General features: G+C 62.7%; 16 protein-coding genes and 1 riboswitch. Of the genes, 3 read left to right on the top strand and 13 right to left on the bottom strand.

All coding sequences use genetic code 11. The features are described 5' to 3' along the window. Positions 1-106: 106 nt before the first annotated feature. The 7 genes from atzF to M5G18_RS18925 form a co-directional block, all read right to left on the bottom strand. A complete protein-coding gene (atzF, locus tag M5G18_RS18955; protein WP_273896519.1) occupies positions 107-1,879 on the bottom strand; it encodes an allophanate hydrolase in 1,773 nt (590 codons plus the stop codon). A gap of 25 nt (positions 1,880-1,904) precedes the next feature. Continuing rightward, the gene (gene uca, locus M5G18_RS18950; RefSeq protein ID WP_273896521.1) at positions 1,905-5,537 is read right to left on the bottom strand and encodes an urea carboxylase; all 3,633 of its coding nucleotides are present in this window, start codon (positions 5,535-5,537) and stop codon (positions 1,905-1,907) included. 175 nt (positions 5,538-5,712) lie between these two features. Beyond that, entirely contained in the window at positions 5,713-6,354 is a 642-nt protein-coding gene (locus tag M5G18_RS18945) for an urea amidolyase associated protein UAAP2 (protein ID WP_007957962.1), read from the bottom strand. Positions 6,355-6,365: 11 nt separating this feature from the next. Then, on the bottom strand, positions 6,366-7,091 hold the full coding sequence (locus M5G18_RS18940) for an urea amidolyase associated protein UAAP1 (RefSeq protein WP_273896522.1): 726 nt from the start codon (positions 7,089-7,091) through the stop codon (positions 6,366-6,368). A 12-nt stretch (positions 7,092-7,103) separates the two neighbouring features. After that, positions 7,104-7,892: an ABC transporter ATP-binding protein gene (locus M5G18_RS18935; RefSeq protein ID WP_273896523.1), complete on the bottom strand. Its 789-nt coding sequence runs from the start codon at positions 7,890-7,892 to the stop codon at positions 7,104-7,106. Then, positions 7,889-8,704: an ABC transporter permease gene (locus M5G18_RS18930; RefSeq protein WP_273896524.1), complete on the bottom strand. Its 816-nt coding sequence runs from the start codon at positions 8,702-8,704 to the stop codon at positions 7,889-7,891. The genes M5G18_RS18935 and M5G18_RS18930 overlap by 4 nt, the downstream gene beginning before the upstream one ends. An 18-nt stretch (positions 8,705-8,722) precedes the next feature. Then, positions 8,723-9,790: a putative urea ABC transporter substrate-binding protein gene (locus tag M5G18_RS18925; RefSeq protein ID WP_273896525.1), complete on the bottom strand. Its 1,068-nt coding sequence runs from the start codon at positions 9,788-9,790 to the stop codon at positions 8,723-8,725. Between the two features lie 63 nt (positions 9,791-9,853). Continuing rightward, positions 9,854-9,954: riboswitch (guanidine-I (ykkC/yxkD leader) on the bottom strand. A 283-nt stretch (positions 9,955-10,237) separates the two neighbouring features. Here M5G18_RS18925 and M5G18_RS18920 point away from each other — a divergent pair. Further along, complete coding sequence (locus M5G18_RS18920; protein ID WP_007957968.1) at positions 10,238-10,501, top strand: hypothetical protein; 264 nt, start codon at positions 10,238-10,240, stop codon at positions 10,499-10,501. A gap of 178 nt (positions 10,502-10,679) precedes the next feature. Next, positions 10,680-11,084, top strand: a complete 405-nt coding sequence (locus tag M5G18_RS18915; RefSeq protein WP_273896526.1) for a hypothetical protein — start codon at positions 10,680-10,682, stop codon at positions 11,082-11,084. Between the two features lie 51 nt (positions 11,085-11,135). On the opposite strand, the gene M5G18_RS18910 is transcribed toward M5G18_RS18915, so the two are convergent. Further along, the gene (locus M5G18_RS18910) at positions 11,136-12,248 is read right to left on the bottom strand and encodes an enoyl-CoA hydratase/isomerase family protein (protein ID WP_129972865.1); all 1,113 of its coding nucleotides are present in this window, start codon (positions 12,246-12,248) and stop codon (positions 11,136-11,138) included. A gap of 132 nt (positions 12,249-12,380) precedes the next feature. Between M5G18_RS18910 and ung the strand changes: the two genes are divergently transcribed. Further along, positions 12,381-13,076 carry a uracil-DNA glycosylase gene (gene ung / locus M5G18_RS18905; protein ID WP_273896530.1) on the top strand — a complete coding sequence of 232 codons (696 nt, stop codon included), beginning with the start codon at positions 12,381-12,383 and terminating at the stop codon, positions 13,074-13,076. A gap of 76 nt (positions 13,077-13,152) precedes the next feature. Here the strand turns inward: ung and M5G18_RS18900 are convergent, their stop codons facing one another. Genes M5G18_RS18900 through M5G18_RS18880 form a run of 5 tightly spaced genes read right to left on the bottom strand, consistent with a single transcriptional unit; the run spans position 13,153 to position 18,525 of the window. Beyond that, complete coding sequence (locus M5G18_RS18900; RefSeq protein WP_273896532.1) at positions 13,153-14,190, bottom strand: AbrB family transcriptional regulator; 1,038 nt, start codon at positions 14,188-14,190, stop codon at positions 13,153-13,155. Then, complete coding sequence (locus M5G18_RS18895) at positions 14,183-15,697, bottom strand: tripartite tricarboxylate transporter permease (protein ID WP_007957974.1); 1,515 nt, start codon at positions 15,695-15,697, stop codon at positions 14,183-14,185. Before M5G18_RS18895 ends, M5G18_RS18900 begins: the two co-directional genes overlap by 8 nt. Before the next feature lies 1 nt (position 15,698). Continuing rightward, positions 15,699-16,157: a tripartite tricarboxylate transporter TctB family protein gene (locus tag M5G18_RS18890; RefSeq protein ID WP_273896534.1), complete on the bottom strand. Its 459-nt coding sequence runs from the start codon at positions 16,155-16,157 to the stop codon at positions 15,699-15,701. A 58-nt stretch (positions 16,158-16,215) separates the two neighbouring features. Beyond that, positions 16,216-17,193, bottom strand: coding sequence for a Bug family tripartite tricarboxylate transporter substrate binding protein (locus M5G18_RS18885; protein WP_273896535.1), 978 nt, complete (start codon positions 17,191-17,193; stop codon positions 16,216-16,218). A 39-nt stretch (positions 17,194-17,232) separates the two neighbouring features. Next, positions 17,233-18,525, bottom strand: coding sequence for an OprD family porin (locus M5G18_RS18880; protein WP_179692370.1), 1,293 nt, complete (start codon positions 18,523-18,525; stop codon positions 17,233-17,235). Positions 18,526-18,662 lie beyond the last annotated feature (137 nt).

Raw genomic sequence — 18,662 nt, 5'->3', positions numbered from 1 at the left:
GGAAAAAACTGCGGGATTTGTGCCTGAAATGACGGGTAATCAGACGCCGCTCGCTCACCGACCCTCTCCAGCAGGGAGAGGGTCGGCGATTTGCCGGGTTTTCGGGTCAGTCGCGGCTGGCGAGGTAGGCGCGCCAGCCACCCAGATGGCTGATGTCGAGCGCTCCGGCCAGCCCGTAGGGTTCGCAGATGAATCCGCTCTCCCAGCGGCCGTCCGCCAGTTGAACCTTGCCCAGCCCGAGGGGGGCCGGGATGCCGGTCAGGAATGAACCGAGCTCGCGGCTTGGCAACTCCCAGACTTCCACCTCGATTGCCACGCCGCCTTCCGCCACGCGCAGCATGCCCGGACGCTGCGGTGGACCGCCGGCCAACGCGTAGAGTTTGTAGTCCTTCGAGCTGTGGGTGGCTTCGATCAGGCGTGCGCCGCGTTGTTGCAACTGCCAGTTCAGGGCCAGTCCATCAAGGTGCGCGCCGCAGACCACCAGCCGCGCCCGGTCATTGCGTGCCGGACTCGCCGGTGTCGGCAGCGCCGGATTCTGCTGGCGCTGCAAGGCGTCCGCCAGGCCCAGCAGATACTGGTCGGTGAACGCCCGGCCAAACAGCGTCACGCCCCACGGCAAACCGTTGTCCATGACCGCACTGGGCACGGCGACGGCCGCGTAATCCAGCAGGTTCATGAAATTGGTGTAGTAACCCAGTTCGGCGTTGCGCAGCACCGGCTCGGCGTCCAGTTCGGCCAGAGTCACCGGGCGGCCGATGGTGGGCGTGAGCACGCAGTCGAGTCCGTCGAGGGCCTGATCACAAACGGCTTTGAGCGCTTGCAGTCGATACTGCGCACGGAACGCTTGCACGCCCGTCACCGCCGGGGCCTTGGCCAGCACCGTGCGGATCACCGGCAGCACTGCTTCGGGATGCTGTTCCATCAGCTCGCCGGCGACGCTGTAACGCTCGGCGACCCATGGCCCTTCGTACAGCAACCGCGCGGCTTCGAGGAACGGTGACAGATCCAGTTCGACCGCTTCGCCGCCCAGAGCCTTCAGACGGTCGATGGCATCGCCGAACAGCAGCGGACCTTCGGGGCAACCGAAAAACTCAAGATCCTGCGCCCGCGGCACGCCAAACCGGAAGGGTTTGGGAGCACCGAATGCCGAGCCGTCATTCCACGCCGGATTGCTGCGGCTGTATTCATCCCGAGGGTCGAAGCGGGCGGTCAGTGCCAGCAACTGGCTCGCCTCGCGTGCGGTCGCGGTGAAGGTCGTGACGCAGTCCAGCGTGCGGCAGGCCGGCACCACGCCCGCCGTGGAGATCAGGCCTTTGGTGGCTTTGAGTCCCAGCAGATTGTTCAGCGCTGCCGGCACCCGTCCCGAGCCTGCGGTGTCGGTGCCCAAGGCAAAACTGGCGACGCCGAGCGCCACCGCCAGCGACGAGCCGGCGCTGGAACCACCGGAGGGATATTCCGGCAACACGCTGTTCGGGCAGGCGCCATACGGTGAGCGGCTGCCATTGAGGCCGGTGGCGAACTGGTCGAGGTTGGTTTTGCCCAACGGAATCGCGCCCAGCGCCAGCAACTGTTCGACGATGGTTGCCGAACGCTCGGGAAGGTAGGCGAATGCGGGGCACGCGGCTGTGGTCGGGACACCCGCCAGATCGATGTTGTCCTTGATCGCGAACGGCACGCCATACAGCGGCAGGCTCTCTGGATCACGGCCGTCGAGGCTGGCAAGGTACGGCTCCAGTTCCTCGACGCTGAGCAGATGAATAAACAGGTGATAGTCGGGATTGAGCGCAGCGGCTTTTTCCCGCAGGGCCAACAGCAATTTGCGCGGTGTGGTCTGACCGTCGCGGTAGGCCTGGCGCAGGGCATCGAGTTGCAGATTCATGAGGTCATCCTTTGCAAAAATGGGTTCAGTCGAGTTCCAGCACCACGACCCGTTGACCGGCGCGCACCGCCGAACCGGGTTGCACGCGAATCTCCCGGACCACACCGGGCAGCGGCGCGAGCACGGGGATTTCCATCTTCATCGACTCCAGAATCACCAGTGCATCACCGGCCGCGACGCGACTCCCGACCTCGACCTGGACCTGCCACAGGTTGCCGGCAATGTGGCTGTCGACACTCTGCTGACCGCTGGCCAGCGGTGTTTCTTCGTGGCTTTGCGGCACGGCCTCTTCGCTGTCGAAGTGCGCCTGGCCGCTGGCGATCCAGCGTTCGCGCTCGGCGTTGAACGCGGCTTGTTGTTGCAGGCGAAAGGCGTGGATGCTCTCGGCTTCGCGGTTGAGAAACTCTTTATAGTCGCCGAGGTTGAGCTGGCTCTGTTCGATGTTGAGGTCGAAACGCCCGAGGGGAAAATCCCGGCGGATGCGCAGCAGTTCGTCGGCGCTGACCGGGTAGAAGCGGATCTGGTCGAAGAAACGCAGCAGCCAAGGTTTGCCTTCGAACGCGGCGACTTCGCGATAGCGGTTCCACATCTGCAAGGTACGCCCGACGAACTGATAACCGCCCGGGCCTTCCATGCCGTAGACGCACATGTAGGCGCCGCCGATGCCCACCGAGTTCTCGGCGGTCCAGGTGCGCGCCGGGTTGTACTTGGTGGTCACCAGCCGATGGCGCGGGTCGAGCGGCGTGGCGACCGGCGCACCGAGGTAGACGTCACCGAGGCCCATCACCAGATAGCTCGCATCGAACACCGTGCGTTGCACCTCGTCGAGGTTGGGCAGGTCGTTGATGCGGCGGATGAACTCCAGATTGCTCGGGCACCACGGCGCGTCCTTGCGCACCGTGGTCATGTATTTCTCGATCGCCAACTGGCAGGCCGGGTCGTCCCACGACAGGGGCAAGTGGACGATTCGCGACGGCACTTGCAGGTCAGTGGCGCTGCACACGGCGTTCCACTCGCCGGCGACAATGCCGAGCAGATCGGCCAGCGGCAGTTGCTCGGGCTGGTAGTGCACCTGCAGCGAGCGGATGCCCGGGGTCAGGTCGATCACGCCGTGCAGGGCTTTGGCTTGCAGCGCCTGCATCAGTGCGTGGGCGCGAAAGCGCAGGACCAGATCCAGTTCCGGCGCGCCGATTTCCAGCAGCAGATGGGTATCGCCGGACACACGCCCGACCAGCCGCTTGTCGTCTTGACCCAACTCCAGAACCACAGGTGAAACCAGACCCTGTGGGAGCTGGCTTGCCAGCGATGAGGCCCGAGCAGACACCGCGTCAACTTCATCGCTGGCAGGCCAGCTCCCACAGGTCTCCCATCTCAGGGCGAGATCGCGTGCGGTCTTGAGATCGACCGGCACGAACTGCACTTTGTCCCCGGCCTTGAGCTGACCCAGTTGCCAGAGATCCGCCTCGATCACCGTCACCGGGCAGACAAACCCGCCAAGGCTCGGGCCATCCGGGCCGAGGATCACCGGCATGTCACCGGTGAAGTCCACGGCGCCAATGGCGTAGGGGTTGTCGTGAATGTTCGACGGATGCAGCCCGGCCTCGCCGCCGTCGGCGCGCACCCACTCTGGTTTCGGCCCGATCAGGCGCACGCCGGTGCGGCTGGAGTTGAAATGTACTTCCCATTGCGTGGCGAAAAAGGTGTCGATGTAGTTTTCAGTGAAATATTCAGGCGCGCCATGGGGGCCGTAGATGACGCGGATCCGGCGCACGGCAGGTAATTCGCTGACGTGATGGGGCGCCAATGTCTGCCCGGTGCTGCGCTCACTCAACGCCGGCACATGCAGCACGTCACCGGCGCGCAAGGCCCGTCCGCCATGGCCACCGAACTGGCCGAGCGTGAAGGTGCTTTTGCTGCCCAGATAATCCGGCACTTGCACGCCGCCGCGCAGGCACAGGTAGCTGCGGGCCCCGGCGCCCGGCAGATTGCCCAGATGCAATTGACTGCCGGTCGGGATCAGCAGGGCAGTGTTCATCGCCTGCGGCTGGCCGTCGAGTGTCAGGGCAATCGGTGCGCCGGTCACGGCCACCACTGCATCGCAATTGAAGCGCAGCAACGGCCCGCTCATGGTGATTTCCAGCGCCGCCAGGCCTTCATCGTTGCCCAGTAAACGATTGCCCAGACGCAACGCGCGGCTGTCCATCGGCCCCGAGGGTGGCACGCCGACCGCCCAGTAGCCGAGGCGACCGGGGTAGTCCTGGACGCTGGTCTGTGTGCCGGCGCTCAGCACTTCAAACGTGTTGGCCCGGTACACCAGGCTTTCCAGGCAACGGGTCCAGGGCTGACCGCTGGCGAACGGCGTATCGAGCAGAATCTGCCGCAGGTAGTCGCGGTTGGTTTCCACGCCGTACAGCAGGCTGTCGCCAAGGGCCTGATGCAGATCGGCACGCGCCTGTTCGCGGGTCGGCGCCCAACTGATGAGCTTGGCGATCATCGGATCGAAGTAGGGCGGGATCTCACAACCGGCCTCGACCCAGGTGTCGATGCGCAGATGCCGACCATCGGCGACGGGGAAATCGACCGCCGTCAGCAAGCCGGGGCTGGGCTGGAAATCGCGCCCCGGATCCTCGGCATACAGCCGCGCCTGAATCGCATGCCCCTGCGGTTGCAGGCCTGCGAACAATTCGGCCAGCGGTGGCAAGTCACCGGCCGCCAACTCGACCATCCAGCGCACCAGATCGACGCCCCACACCTGTTCGGTAACGCCGTGTTCGACCTGCAACCGGGTGTTCACTTCCAGAAAATAGAAGCGCTGCGCATCGCTGTCGAAAACGAATTCGACGGTGCCGGCGCTGCGGTAATTCACCGCCTTGGCCAGTTTGATCGCCGCCGCGCACAGCTCATCCGCCATGCCTTCGGGCAGGTTCGGTGCCGGGGTTTCTTCGAGGACTTTCTGATTGCGCCGCTGCACCGAGCAGTCGCGCACGCCGAGGGCGATCACCGCGCCGTGGCCGTCGCCGAACACCTGGACTTCCAGATGCCGCGCACGCTGGATGTACTTCTCGATGAACACCCCGGCGTCGCTGAAGTTGTTCTGCCCGAGGCGCTTCACTATCTCGAACGACTCGCTCAGTTCGCTGGCGTTACGGCACACGCGCATGCCGATGCCACCGCCACCGGCGGTGCTTTTGAGCATTACCGGATAACCGACCTGCGCGCCGGCAATCAGTGCAGCATCGAGGCTGTCGAGCAGTTCGGTACCTTCGAGCATCGGCACGCCGTGCTGTTTGGCCAGGGCCCGTGCGGTGTGCTTGAGGCCGAACACCCGCAGTTGCTCCGGTGTCGGGCCGATGAAGGCAATGCCATGGTTTGCGCAGGCTTCGGCGAACGCGGCGTTTTCCGAGAGGAAGCCGTAGCCGGGGTGGATCGCAGTGGCGCCAGTGGCTTTGGCGATGGCGAGAATCTTGTCCACGGCCAGATAGGTGCCGGCCGCTGCGCCTTCGCCGAGACTGTGGGCTTGCTCGGCTTGCAGGATGTGCAGGCTGGCGGCATCGGCTTCGGAGTACACCGCGACGCCTTCGACGTGCAGTTCACGCAAGGTGCGCAGAATGCGGCAGGCAATCGCGCCACGGTTGGCAATCAGGACTTTTTCGAACATGGAGAAACCCCCGGAGTCCGCGCAGGGTGCGGGCTCGACTGGGAGGCGGGCCGTCCCGCCGTTTTTGTTCAGGCGCCAGGGTCGTCCCCGACGGCGAAATCACTTCACTTTTTCAGGCACTGGCCTGAGCGCGCCTGGCACAGGGCAAACAACCAGCGGCGCAGACTGACGAATTTCAGTTCCATACCAGTAGCTCCGCAGGTGTCGGGTTGTAGGCGTTGCACGGGTTGTTCAGTTGCGGGCAGTTGGAAATCAGCACGATCACGTCCATCTCCGCGCGCAGGTCGACGTATTTGCCGGGGGCGGAAATCCCGTCTTCGAAGGTCAGGCCGCCCTCGGCAGTCACCGGCACGTTCATGAAGAAATTGATGTTCGGCCCGATGTCACCTTTGCCCAGGCGCCCGTCGTGGGCGCAGGCGCGCAGGTAGTTGTCGCGGCAGCTGTGCATGTAGCGTTTTTCCAGGGCGTAGCGCACGGTGTTGCTCTCTTGCGCACAGGCGCCGCCGAGAGTGTCGTGGCGGCCGCAGGTGTCGGCAATCAGAGTCAGCATCGGTTTGCCAAGGTTGGAATACAAAACGCTGCCGGTGCTCAGGTAGACGTTGTTTTGTCGGCGCAATGTGCGTTGCACGTCGTAGCGCTCACGGGGATTGGCGGCGCTGTAGAACAAGGTGTCGACCGCCTGATTGCCTTCCAGATCGAGGATGCGCAGGGTCTGGCCGGCCTTGACCTCCATCAGCCAGGGTTCGCCGGCGGGAATGGTGGCGCGGTACACCGCAGCGTCGGGTTGTTTTTGCGAAGTGGCGATAGCAACTGACATGGCGACGATCCTCAGGCGAACAAACGGTCGGTGTTGATAAAGCCGCGCTCGTTCTCCGGGCGCGAGGTACGGCAGTGCTCGGCGACGCTCGGGTCGGCGTTCATCCAGCTCAGCTTCAGCGGTTTGGGTGCGTATTGCGGCGACGGATCCAGCGGGTGTTGCAGGGCGGTCAATACAACCAGGGTGTCCATCGGTGCATACAGTTCGATGTAGTCACCGGCCTGCGAGTGGCCTTCGACGAAGTGCAAACGCCCGGCGTCGTCGACGTTGACCCGGCTGAACAGGTTGAGGGTCATCAGCAGGTCGGACAGGCCCAGCCCCCACTTGCCGAGCTCTACCAGCAGGTTGTCGGTGCCGTTGCGAAAGAAGCCGTTGCGCAGTTCCTGATAGCGGCCCTGACCGTATTTTTCCGTGACTTCCTCGGCGCACAGCACACCGCCGAGGCTGTCGCTCCAGCCGCAGGTATCCGCCGTGATCGCCGCCAGCACGCGGCCCATGTCCGAGTACAGGCAATGGCCGGCGGTCAGCTTGGCAGTGTGTTGGCATTTGAGGCTGTCGGGCAGGTTCAGGCGTTCGGTTTTTTCGTGGGCGTTGAGCAAGGTCAGGCTGACGTTGGCCCCACCGCGCAGGTCGGTCAGGCGCAGCAGTTGTCCGCGCTTCAAGACGAAGGAGCGGTGGCCGCCGCCGGGCAGGGTTTCTTCGGCGAAAGGTGGAAAAATTCGGGTTGAATCAGTCATGGGAAATTCCTCTCAAGCGGTTCGAAGGGCGCTCGCCAGTTGCACCGGCAGGGCGTCGACGGCGGCGCGTTCGGCGCGGCGGTCGCTGTTCAAAGGGATGTCGTAGGTGATGCGTGCGCCGTATGCACCGGGGGCGTGCGGGTCGAGGCGGACCTTGTCGAACACCAGCAGGCGGGTGCCGAGGCTGAAACCTTCGGACAGGTCATGGGTGACCATGAACACGGTCAGTTGCGTCTCGCGCCATAGTTCCAGCAGCAGCGCGTGCATGTCCTTGCGAATGCCCGGATCGAGCGCGCCGAACGGTTCGTCGAGCAGCAACACGCGAGGTTTCATGATCAACGCCTGGGCGATCGCCAACCGCTGTTGCATGCCGCCGGACAGTTGCGCCGGGTACTTGTCCAGCGCATGGCCGAGGCCGACTTTTTGCAGTAGCGTCGAGGCCTGCTCGCGGGCGTCCCGTTTGGCGCTGCCGAACAGACGCCCGAGCAGTGGCGCCCGGGGCAGTTCGAGGCCGAGGGCGACGTTGTCCAGCACGCTCAGGTGCGGGAACACCGAGTAGCGCTGGAACACCACGCCACGGCTGGCATCCGGCTCGCGGGCCAGTGGCTGGCCGTCGAGCAGAATCTCGCCGCGACTGGCGGTTTCCTGACCGAGCAGCAGGCGCAGGAAGGTCGACTTGCCGCAGCCCGAGGCACCGACCAGCGTGCAGAACTCGCCCTCGTTGACGTTGAGGTTCAAGCCTTCGAGCACCACTTGGTCGGCGTATTGCTGCCAGACGTTTTTCACCGTGATGAAGCTCATTTGGCCGCCCCCTCATACCAGGGGAATGCGCGCCGGGTCAGACGCTTGAGGCCCCAATCCATCAGCCAGGCAAGCAGGGTGATCCACACCACGTACGGCAGGATCACATCCATCGCCAGGTAACGGCGCACGAGGAAAATCCGGTAGCCCAGACCGTCGGTGGAAGCGATAGCTTCGGCGGCGATCAGGAACAGCCACGCCGAACCGAGCATCAGCCGCAGTGAAATCAGCAGGCGCGGCAACAGTTGTGGCAGAACCACGCGCAGCATCAGGGTCCAGGTCGAAGCGCCGAGGGTCTGCGCCTTGATCAGCAGTTCGACCGGAATGTCCCGCGCGCGCTGTTCCAGATCACGGGCGAGTGCCGGGGTGATACCGATCACGATCAGCATCACTTTCGACAGCTCGCCGAGGCCGAAGACGATGAACAGAATCGGCAGGATCGCCAGCGGCGGCACCATCGATAACACCGTCAGCATCGGCGACAACGGTGCGCCGAACAGCGGCAGGGTGCCGGCCGCCATGCCCAGGCACAACCCGGCCAGCGCCGCGATGCCGAGGCCGATGGCCAGGCGTCCGAGGCTCGACGCGGTGTCCTGCCAGAGCAGATATTCGCCGGTGCGACTGTCGGCATTGAATGCCAGGCGTTTGACCGCATCGCTCATCTGCACCGCACTGGGCAGCAGTTTGTCGTTGGGGTTGTCTGCCAGGCGCCCGGCCGAGCCCATGAAGTAGGCGAACAGCACCAGGGCGAAAGGCAGGATCACCAGCAGCAGGCGACTCGGTCGATCCGGGTGACGATTGATCAGGCGCATGGCCAAATCCTCCGTGGCTTACAGCTTGGCGTCGGCGGCCAGCTGCACGTAAGTCGGATCGAAACGCAGCTTGAGATTGCCTGTGTCGCCGCTGGTCACGCCGTTGGCGAAGGACATGCCGACGGCGCTGGTGTCCTTGGCGCCTTCGCCGAGCAAACCGTGCTGGAACGAGAACTCGGCAACTTTGCGCATGGTTTCCGGCAGTTGTTTGCTGGTGGCGAACGCCAGGGCTTCTTTCGGCGTGGCGAACAGTTTGGTGGTGTCCAGTTGCGCCTGGAATCCGGCCAGGTCGGTGCCCGAAGCTTTGGCCATGTGCTCAAGCGCGGCTTTGCTGGCGGCGTTTCTGGCGTTCATCAAGTCGACCACTTCGAACCACGCGCCGGTCAACGCCTTGCCCAGCGCCGGGTTGTCTTTGAGGGTGGCGCTGTTGACCACCATCATGTCCATGATTTCGCCGGGGATCTGGCTGGAGTTGAAGACTTCGGTCACGCCGGGTTTGGCTTTGATATCCGAGAGCATCGGGTTCCAGGTGGTAACGGCGTTGACCTGCTCGGTGTTGAAGGCGGCGGAAATGTCGGCGTCGGAGGTGTTGACCACTTTCAGGTCTTTCTCGGTGAGGTCGACCGAGTCCAGCGCGCGGGCCAGCAGGTAATGCGAGACCGACAGTTCGACCAGGTTGACGTCCATGCCCTTCAGGTCGGCGACTTTCTTGCCGTCACCCTTGAGGACGATGCCGTCGTTGCCGTTGGAGAAATCGCTGACGATCAGCGCAGTGCTGTCGACGCCACCGGCGGCCGGGATGGTCAGCGCATCCATGTTGGTCATGGTGCAGCCATCGAACTGACCGGCGGTGTATTGATTGATCGATTCGACGTAGTCGTTGAGCTGGACCACGTCGATCTTGATCCCATATTTCTTCGCCCATTTATCGACGATGCCCTGGCTGCCGGCGTATTCCCATGGCATCCAGCCGGCGTAGATCGTCCAGCACACGCTGAAATGGTCTTTCTGGGCAGCCTGGGTCTGGCTGCTGAGGAGGGCGGCGAAGGCGGCGGCGAGCAGGGCGGGGAAACGTAGTCGTGACATGGCGGATTCTCCAGTTGATCGTGGGCGGACAGGAAGGCAACGCGGCACCGCGAACGGTGGCTTGTCTCCCGGGCTTTTGTCCCGCCGTGTAACCTCAACTGGAGGTCGCCAACTCTCGGACCAGCCACTCGCAGATGCGAGCCGGAACCCTAGTCAGCCATTGCAAATTGTGGTGCCGCGAACCTGTGATGACTCCTGCACAGGTTTGCTAAAGCGAGAGGCGTGCCAAGTCGCGGCGAGCCGTCTGCCACGTGGCTTGCGGGTAGAAGGGCTCAGTTGGCGGGTTCGGGCAGCGCTTTGTGTTGGTGCGCGCTTGCACCGTGATGCAGCGCGATGGCCGCTGATCCGATGCTCGTTCGGCGTGGGCACTCGGTAGCGGTTCGCCAGTCAAACCTGATGTCAGCCGGTCTGTGCCGACTGCTGTCACAGGTCTTTCAGGAGGCCGCCATGCTGCTCAAGAAAATGCTGCGTCGAGCACTGTTCGCTGCGGTGTTCGGTCTGGGGCTGTCCGGTTGTTACTACTACGCCGGCGGCTACGATGTTTACTCCACGCCTTATTACTCTCCCGGCTATTACTCGCCCTATTACTACGGTGGTTATTACGGTCCGCGCTACTACGGCGGTGCCCGCTATTACTACGGCGGCTATGGCTATCGCGGCGGCTACGGACGGGGTTATCACGGCGGCGGATACCACGGTGGGCACCACTAATCAGCGGCTGAATGACGGCGGTTCTGCATGAACAAGGTTTCATGAATCACTTGTTTCAAGTTGTTGCAGAAACGCACCGGATGCCGAAAACGCTGTCAGATATTTCGTCAGTCACCCAATGAAAGACTGACGCCTGCCAGCGTCGCTGGTGTGGCTACCCGCGGTCCAGGAGGCCGCCATGTATCGCCGAATTCTTCTGTTTACCGTGATGCTTTTTTCCCTTGGCGGATGCGTCCCTTATTCCTACGGAGATGGCTACTACACCTCAGAGGTCTACACCTCCCAGTCTCCTTCCTACTACAACAGCGGTGGCACTTATTACAGCGGCGGCAGCACGTATTATTCGGCGCCGCGCTATTACCAGCCAGCACCACGTTATTACCAACCGGCTCCACGCTATTACTCGGCGCCTCGTTACTACCAACCGGCCCCGCGTTACTACGAGAACCGTCGCTGGCACGGTCATGATCGCGGACGCTGGGATGACCACCGTCGCGGTGGCTGGGATGATCGCCGGGGTCGTGGCAATTACGACCGTCACAGCGGGCGCGGCGATTACAACCGGCACGGCAACCGCTGGTAACCCCCCGCAAAAAAGCGGCGCATTGAGCGCCGCTTTTTTTGTGCCCGGATTTCAGTAGCTGGAGAGATCCGCCAACGGATGCCGCCCCTCCCACACCTTGTGAAAGTGCGCCTCGACCACCGCGTCCGGTACCCGGGCGATGTCCGGCCAGTGCCAGTGCGGTTTGTGATCCTTGTCGATCAGTCGCGCCCGAACCCCTTCGCTGAATTCCGGATGCCGGCAGCAATTGAGGCTCAGGGTGTATTCCATCTGAAAGACTTCGGCCAGCGACAAGTGGCGGGCACGAATGATCTGTTCCCAGACCAGATGCGCCGTCAGTGGCGAGCCTTCACTCATGGTTTTCGCCGCACGGGCAATCAACAGGTCGCTGCTGTCCCGATGCAGGCTGATGGCTTTCCAGGCGCAGGTCACGTCGCTGACATCCAGCCATTCATCGATCTGCTGTCGACGCGGCAGCCATTGCGCCTCAGGCATCTGCGCCACGGCTTCCTGCTGCAACGCCTTGAGCAGGCTGTTGAGCTGCATGGCAGTCTGCTCCTGCCAGTTCAACTGCAACAAGCCGTCGATCAGTTCCTGCTGCTGTTCGTCGAGCAGGAAGCGGTCTGCCAGGTCCAGATCGATCGCATCACGACCGTTCATGTGCGCGCCGGTCAAACCAAGGAACAGACCGAGCTTGCCCGGCAATCGCGACAGGAACCAACTGGCGCCGACATCCGGGTACAGGCCGATGCTGATTTCCGGCATCGCCAGTCGACTGCTCGGCGTGACGATCCGGATGCTTGCACCTTGCAGCAGGCCCATTCCGCCGCCGAGCACATATCCATGGCCCCAGCAGATCAACGGTTTCGGGTAGGTGTGCAGACTGTAGTCCAGACGGTATTCAGCGTTAAAAAACTGTGCGGCCAGCGGCGGCACTTCGCCGGGATGGGCTCGGCAGGCCTCCACCAGACTGCGCACCTCGCCACCGGCACAGAAGGCCTTGGCGCCGTTGCCGCGCAGCAGCACGCAGACGATTTGCGGATCCTTGGCCCAGGCATTCAGTTTGTCGCTCAGGGCGTGGATCATCGGCAGGGACAGCGCATTGAGCGACTTTTCGGCATCCAGCGTGGCCACGCCGATGCGTGCGCCGTCGGTGCCGGTGAGTTCTTCGAAGTGCAGATTCATCGTGACCTCGATCGGGAATTTGAACGATCAGTATGATCGCTGTGTGGGAAAGTGCCGGATCTGCGTCAGATCAATTGACAAGCGTGGTCGGCTTTCCTAGGGTTCGCCCCATTGTTTTTGCCGGGTATGACCATGACTGCTGACGACCGTATCAAACTCGAACCGAGCTGGAAGGAGGCACTGCGTGCCGAATTCGACCAGCCCTACATGGCAGAGTTGCGCACTTTTCTGCAGCAGGAGCGGGCGGCCGGCAAGGAAATCTATCCGCCGGGCCCGATGATCTTCAATGCGCTGAATTCGACACCGCTGGAAAAGGTGAAAGTGGTCATCCTCGGTCAGGACCCGTACCACGGCCCGGGCCAGGCCCACGGCTTGTGCTTCTCGGTGCAACCGGGCGTGCCGGCGCCACCTTCGCTGGTCAACATCTATAAAGAGTTGAAACGCGATCTGAACATCGACATCCCCAACCACGGCTATCTGCAGAGCTGGGCGGATCAGGGCGTGTTGATGCTCAACACCACCATGACCGTCGAACGCGCCAACGCCAATGCGCACAAGGACAAGGGTTGGCAGTTCTTTACGGACCGGATCATTGAGGTGGTCAGCCAGCAGCAACCGCATCTGGTGTTCATGCTTTGGGGCGCACATGCGCAGAGCAAACAGAAGCTGATCGACGCCACCAAGCATCTGGTGCTGACCTCGGTGCATCCGTCGCCGCTGTCGGCTTATCGCGGTTTCCTTGGTTGCGGGCATTTCAGCCGCACCAACAAATTCCTTGAGCAGAACGGCGAAGCGCCGATCGAGTGGCGTTTGCCGTCGGTGGTCTGATGCTCAGGGCTGGCGGCTAATCTCGTTCCCACGTCGAGGCGTCGAACCGTCCGCGTGGGAATGATCAATAACTGGATCAAGCTTCGGGATTACGGTTCCAGTATTTGAACAACGGTTCCGCCAGAAACAACACGAACAACAACCGCATCACCTGCATCGCCGTCACCAGCGGCACCGACAGTTGCAGGGTTTCCGCCGTCAGGCTCATCTCGGCGATCCCGCCGGGCATCATGCCCAGGGTCAGCGAACGCAAATCCAGATGGGTCATTGCACTCAGTCCCAATGCCGCCAGGGTCGCGATCAACATGGTCAGTGCCGTGCCGATCAACGTGCGTCCCATGAACGATGGTGCGCGGCGGAAGAACTGCCGGTTGAAGTGACAGCCGAGCCCGCTGCCGATCAGCCACTGGCCAATCTGACTGCCACCGTTGGGCAAGCCGATGTGCAGATCCCAGCCGATGCTCACTGCCGCGCTGACCAGCAGCGGGCCAAACAGCCATGGGTTGGGTTGACGCAGACGTTGCCAGAGCCAGGCGAGCAGGCCGCCCGCCGGAAAAAGAATCGCCAGCCAGCGCCAGTCGACGCTGCCAGCGTGTGAAATCGGGGTGCCGTCACCCAGCAGATATTTGAACGCCGCCGGTACACACAACACCACCACCAGCACCCGCAGACTCTGCCCGGCCGCGACGTGGCTGAGCATCGCGCCGTTGCGGGCGCCGAGGTTGACCATCTCGCCGGAGCCGCCGGGCATGCTGGAGAAAAACGCCGTGGCGCGATCCTCACCGGTGCGGCGCATCAGCCACACGCCGACCACCGCCGACAGGCTGGTGACCAGCGCGCCGAAGAAGATCAGGCCGAAGTGGCTGAGCACCTGCTCCATCACCAGTGGGGTGAAGTGCAGGCCGATACCGATCCCGACGATCCACTGGCCGCACTTGCGGCCGCCAGGGATTTCAGCCAACTGCCACGGGGTCAGGCAGCGCACCAGGATGATCGCCAGCAACGAGCCGACCATCCACGGCAGCGGCCAGCCGATCTGGCTGGCGATGTAACCGCCAAGCAGACCGACCAGCGGGGTTCCCCACCATTGTTTCAACGAAGAGCGATCAAACATCGGCAATCGCGTTCCGGGCAGCGGAGCGACGGCGCCAGATGCGCAGCAGCGGGAACGCCAGCATCAGTGCGGTCAACACCCAGACACCGAAGGTGATCGGGCTCGACCAGAGGATGTCCAGCGCACCGTTGGAAATCGACAGCGCCCGGCGCAGGTTCTGCTCCATCAGGCCGCCGAGGATGAAGCCCAGCAGGACTGGCGACAGCGGGAAATCCAGTTTGCGCAGGATGTAGCCGAAGATGCCGATGCCGACCATCAGGAACAGGTCGAACGTGGTCGCGTGCACGGCGTAGACGCCGATCCCGGTAATGATCGCGATCACCGGCACCAATGCCCAGTTCGGCACGGCGAGGATGCGGGTGAAGATGCGGATCATCGGGATGTTCAGGATCACCAGCATGATGTTGGCGATGAACAGCGAGGCGATCAGGCCCCAGACGATGTCCGGCTGTTGCTGGAACAGCAGCGGGCCGGGGGTGATGTTGTACAGCGACAGAGCGCCGATCATCACTGCTGTGGTGCCCGAACCGGGAACACCGAGGGTCAGCATCGGCACCAGCGCGCCGCAAGCGGAGGCGCCGATGGCGGTTTCCGGTGCCGCGAGGCCGCGGGCGTCGCCCTGGCCAAACTTGCCGCTGGCACCGGCGATGCGTTTCTCGGTCATGTAGGCCACAGCACTGGCGAGGGTCGCACCGGCACCCGGCAACACGCCCATGATGAAACCGAGCAGGCCGCAACGGATGTTCACCACGAACACCGACGCCGCTTCCTTGAAGTTGAACATCATCCGCCCGGTGGCTTTCACCGCTTCCTGGCCGCGATGGGTTTTCTCCAGCAGCAGAAGGATTTCGCTGATCGAGAACAGGCCCAGCACCAGCACCACGAACTGAATGCCGTCAGTCAGGTGAATGTTGTCGCCGGTGAAGCGGTAAACACCACTGTTGGCGTCGATGCCGACGCTGGACAGGAACAGGCCGATCAACGCCGCGATGAAGGTTTTCAACGGTCGATCACCGGCCATGCCGCCCAGGCAGACAATCGCGAATACCATCAGCACGAAGTATTCCGCCGGCCCGAAGGCAATCGCCCATTTCGCCAGCAGCGGCGCGAACAGCACCATGCCGCAGGTGGCGATGAAGGCGCCGATGAACGAGCTCCACGCCGACAACGACAGCGCCACACCGGCCAGGCCTTTGCGGGCCATCGGGTAACCGTCGAGGGTGGTCATCACGGTAGAGGCTTCGCCCGGAATGTTCAGCAGGATCGAGCTGATCCGGCCGCCGTATTCGCAACCCAGATAAACCGCCGCCAGCAGGATAAGTGCCGATTCCGGCGGCAGCCCGAGGGCGAATGCAATCGGGATCAGCAACGCCACGCCATTGATCGGGCCCAGGCCCGGCAACAATCCGACCACGGTGCCGATCAACGTGCCGGTCAGGGCCGTGACCAGGTTGTACGGACTCAGCGCGACGCCGAAGCCCTGACCCAAATAACCGAGAGTATCCATATCAGTTCTCCAGAACGTCGAGCAGGCCGAGGGGCAGCGGTACGTCCATGACGCGGTCGAACAGCACGTACAAAGCGATCGCCATCAGCGTCGTCACAATGACGCTCGGCACCCAGCGCCCGCCATACAGGCGCGCCATCGGGATGCCGATCAGAATGCTGCTGAGGATGAAGCCCAGCGGTTCGAACAAGCCGGCGAACACCAGCAGCAGGGCGACGCAGATCGATATCTTGGTCAGGGTTTCGCGATCCAGCGGCGGTTCGTCCTCACTGTGTTTGATGGGCGCCGGGCGAAACACCATGTACAGCAGCGCCAGGCCCATCAGGCCCAGCATCAGCAGTGGGAATGCCCGAGGGCCGACCGGTTCGTAGGAAAAAGCCGCCTGATACGGCCAGGCCATCAGTGCCAGGCTGGCGCAGACCAGCAACAGCACCGAGGCAAAAATGCGTTGAATAAGCATGGGGAGCTCCTGGGCCACGACCCTGCGAGGCAGGGCCGTGAGCGCTAGACAGAGACGATCACTGAATCAGGCCGAACTCTTTGGCCAGCACCTTGTAGTCCGCCACTTGTTTCTTGACGTAGGTGTCCAGCTCGGGACCGGTCATGGCAAACGGGAAGAGCTCACGCTGATCGCGCAGCTTGGCGAAATCTTCCGAGGCCAGCAGTTTGTCGAAGGAGTCTTTCCACCAGGCGTAGTCTTCGTCGCTGACTTTCGGCCCGAGGTAGAAACCGCGCACCACCGGCCAGACGATGTCGTAGCCCTGTTCGCGAGCGGTCGGGATGTCCTTCATTTCCGGCTCGTCCAGGCGTTTTTCGGCAAACACGGCCAACAGGCGCATGTCACCGCTCAGGATGTGCGGCATGGAGTCGGAGATGTCGGTACTGCCGACCTGGATGTGGCCGCCGAGCAGAGCGGTGGCGATTTCGCCGCCACCTTCGAGGGCGACGTAACGCAGGTCGCGCGGGTTGATCCCGGCGGCTTTGGCGATCAGTGCGGTCTGCATCCAGTCCTGGCTGCCGACGGTGCCGCCGGAACCGATGACCACAGCGCTCGGATCTTTCTTCAGGGCTTTGACCAGATCGTCGAGGCTCTTGTAGGGCGAATCGCTTTTCACCGCGATGGCACCGTAGCTGGTGCCGACTGCAGCCAGCCAGCGCACGTTGGTTTCATCGAACCGGCCGAACTTGCCTTGCGCCAGGTTCAGCAGCGAACCGCTGGACCACGCCACCAAAGTGCCCGCATCGGCGGGACGCTGCGCCACAACGGCGTTGTACGCCACCGCGCCGACGCCGCCGGGCATGTAGGTCACGCGCATCGGCTTGGTCAGCAGTTTCTCGTTGACCAGCGCGCTTTGCGCCAGTTTGCAGGTCAGGTCGAAACCGCCGCCGGGGGAGGCCGGGGCGATACATTCCGGACGTTTCGGTTCGGCCATCAGTTGGCCGGCAAACAGCATGACGCCGGCGGCTAGAGCAACTTTACGCAGTGATAAGTTCATCTATGTCTCCTTGGGAGTTGTTGTTATTGACGTACTGAATTACCAAAGGGCAACGCTATAGCTCACCAGCAGACGCACTTCATCGGCATCGCGAGCGGAGTAGTTGGAACGGTAAGTGGCATTACGCAAACGCACGGCAACGTCCTTCAGGGCGCCGCTTTGTACTACATATTTGATCTCGGTGTTGCGCTCCCACTCTTTGCCTTCGTCACCGTTCTTGAGCTTGATGTTGTCACCGCTCAAGTAGCGGCTCATGAAGCTCAGACCGGGGATGCCGAGCTTGGCGAAGTCGAAGTCGTAACGCGCCTGCCAGGAGCGTTCTTCGGCGCCGGCGAAGTCGTTGATCTGCACGAAGTTGACCAGATACGGATCGCTGCCATCGACATACGGGAACGCGCTGTCGCCGGACATGTGCTGATAACCGGCGGTGAACTTGTGACCGCTCAGGGCATAACTGACCAGACCGTTGAGGGAGCGGTTGTCGATCTCGCCGCCACGGGCGGCGCCCTGATCGTCACTGACGGCGAAGCGCAGGTCGGTGGCGAAGGTGCCCGGGCCCATAGGCCGCGAAGCGACCAGACCGAAGAAGTGCTGGTTATAGACTTCGTCGAGTTGGGCGAAGTGGTAACTGCCGGTGATCTTGTCGGTGAACTTGTAGTCCACGCCTGCAAAGTCGAAATGCTTGCCGGCGGCGGTGCCGGCGAATCGGCTGTTCTTGTTGTTGAGGGCAATGTCCTCGAAATCGGTGCTGTCGCGGTCCTTGGCCTTGTCCAGGCGTCCGCCGGTGAAGGTCAGGTTCTTGATCTCTTTGGAGGTCAGCAAACCACCTTCGAAGGTCTGCGGCAGGATTCGACCGTCGTTCGGCTTGAGGATCGGCAGTTCCGGGATCAGGCTGCCGATCTTCAGTTCGGTGGCGGAGATCTTGACCTTGCCGGTCAGGCCGACCTTGGAGTATTCGTCCGCCGCGCGCCCGTCATCGTGAGTCGGCAGCAGGCCGGTGCCGGTGCGGTCCGGGCTCGAATCGAGCTTGACCCCCAACATCCCCAACGCGTCGACACCGAACCCCACGGTGCCGTCGGTGTAGCCCGATTGCAGATTGAGCATGAAACCCTGGGCCCACTCGTCGCGTTTGGACTGCTGGGCGCTGGTGCCGTCGCGAAAGTCGCGGTTGAAATACATGTTGCGGGTTTCGAAGGTGGCGGTGCTGTCTTCGATGAAGTCGGCGTAGCTCATCGGCGTGAAACCGGCGAGGGCAGCGGCACTGGCGAGGGTGGCGTGGCTGAAACGGGAAGGACGGACAGGCGTGGAAGCCTTGGTCTGCAAGGACGGCATGCGAGGTGTACTCCGTTTATTGTTCTTATTGGTCGAAAACGCTTCGAGGCGTTTTTCTTATCGCTGTGTGGCATCAGCGACGGAAGTCGAAACATTCCGTAACTTGACTCTATCGGCCCAACCTTTCGCTAACCTTT

This window comes from Pseudomonas aphyarum (assembly GCF_028657055.1).
Lineage (GTDB): Bacteria > Pseudomonadota > Gammaproteobacteria > Pseudomonadales > Pseudomonadaceae > Aquipseudomonas > Aquipseudomonas aphyarum.
The sequence above is the reverse complement of the archived record's forward strand: the minus strand, read 5'-3'. Positions and strand labels throughout refer to the sequence as shown.

What these genes read in the sequence shown, in the direction of transcription:
- M5G18_RS18925 (WP_273896525.1), bottom strand. Translation starts at nt 9,790, where the DNA reads ATGTCACGACTACGTTTCCCCGCCCTGCTCGCCGCCGCCTTCGCCGCC.
- M5G18_RS18915 (WP_273896526.1), top strand. Translation starts at nt 10,680, where the DNA reads ATGTATCGCCGAATTCTTCTGTTTACCGTGATGCTTTTTTCCCTTGGC.
- M5G18_RS18880 (WP_179692370.1), bottom strand. Translation starts at nt 18,525, where the DNA reads ATGCCGTCCTTGCAGACCAAGGCTTCCACGCCTGTCCGTCCTTCCCGT.
- ung (WP_273896530.1), top strand. Translation starts at nt 12,381, where the DNA reads ATGACTGCTGACGACCGTATCAAACTCGAACCGAGCTGGAAGGAGGCA.
- M5G18_RS18890 (WP_273896534.1), bottom strand. Translation starts at nt 16,157, where the DNA reads ATGCTTATTCAACGCATTTTTGCCTCGGTGCTGTTGCTGGTCTGCGCC.
- M5G18_RS18910 (WP_129972865.1), bottom strand. Translation starts at nt 12,248, where the DNA reads ATGAATCTGCACTTCGAAGAACTCACCGGCACCGACGGCGCACGCATC.
- M5G18_RS18885 (WP_273896535.1), bottom strand. Translation starts at nt 17,193, where the DNA reads ATGAACTTATCACTGCGTAAAGTTGCTCTAGCCGCCGGCGTCATGCTG.
- atzF (WP_273896519.1), bottom strand. Translation starts at nt 1,879, where the DNA reads ATGAATCTGCAACTCGATGCCCTGCGCCAGGCCTACCGCGACGGTCAG.
- M5G18_RS18945 (WP_007957962.1), bottom strand. Translation starts at nt 6,354, where the DNA reads ATGTCAGTTGCTATCGCCACTTCGCAAAAACAACCCGACGCTGCGGTG.
- M5G18_RS18935 (WP_273896523.1), bottom strand. Translation starts at nt 7,892, where the DNA reads ATGAGCTTCATCACGGTGAAAAACGTCTGGCAGCAATACGCCGACCAA.
- M5G18_RS18895 (WP_007957974.1), bottom strand. Translation starts at nt 15,697, where the DNA reads ATGGATACTCTCGGTTATTTGGGTCAGGGCTTCGGCGTCGCGCTGAGT.
- uca (WP_273896521.1), bottom strand. Translation starts at nt 5,537, where the DNA reads ATGTTCGAAAAAGTCCTGATTGCCAACCGTGGCGCGATTGCCTGCCGC.
- M5G18_RS18940 (WP_273896522.1), bottom strand. Translation starts at nt 7,091, where the DNA reads ATGACTGATTCAACCCGAATTTTTCCACCTTTCGCCGAAGAAACCCTG.
- M5G18_RS18930 (WP_273896524.1), bottom strand. Translation starts at nt 8,704, where the DNA reads ATGCGCCTGATCAATCGTCACCCGGATCGACCGAGTCGCCTGCTGCTG.
- M5G18_RS18920 (WP_007957968.1), top strand. Translation starts at nt 10,238, where the DNA reads ATGCTGCTCAAGAAAATGCTGCGTCGAGCACTGTTCGCTGCGGTGTTC.
- M5G18_RS18900 (WP_273896532.1), bottom strand. Translation starts at nt 14,190, where the DNA reads ATGTTTGATCGCTCTTCGTTGAAACAATGGTGGGGAACCCCGCTGGTC.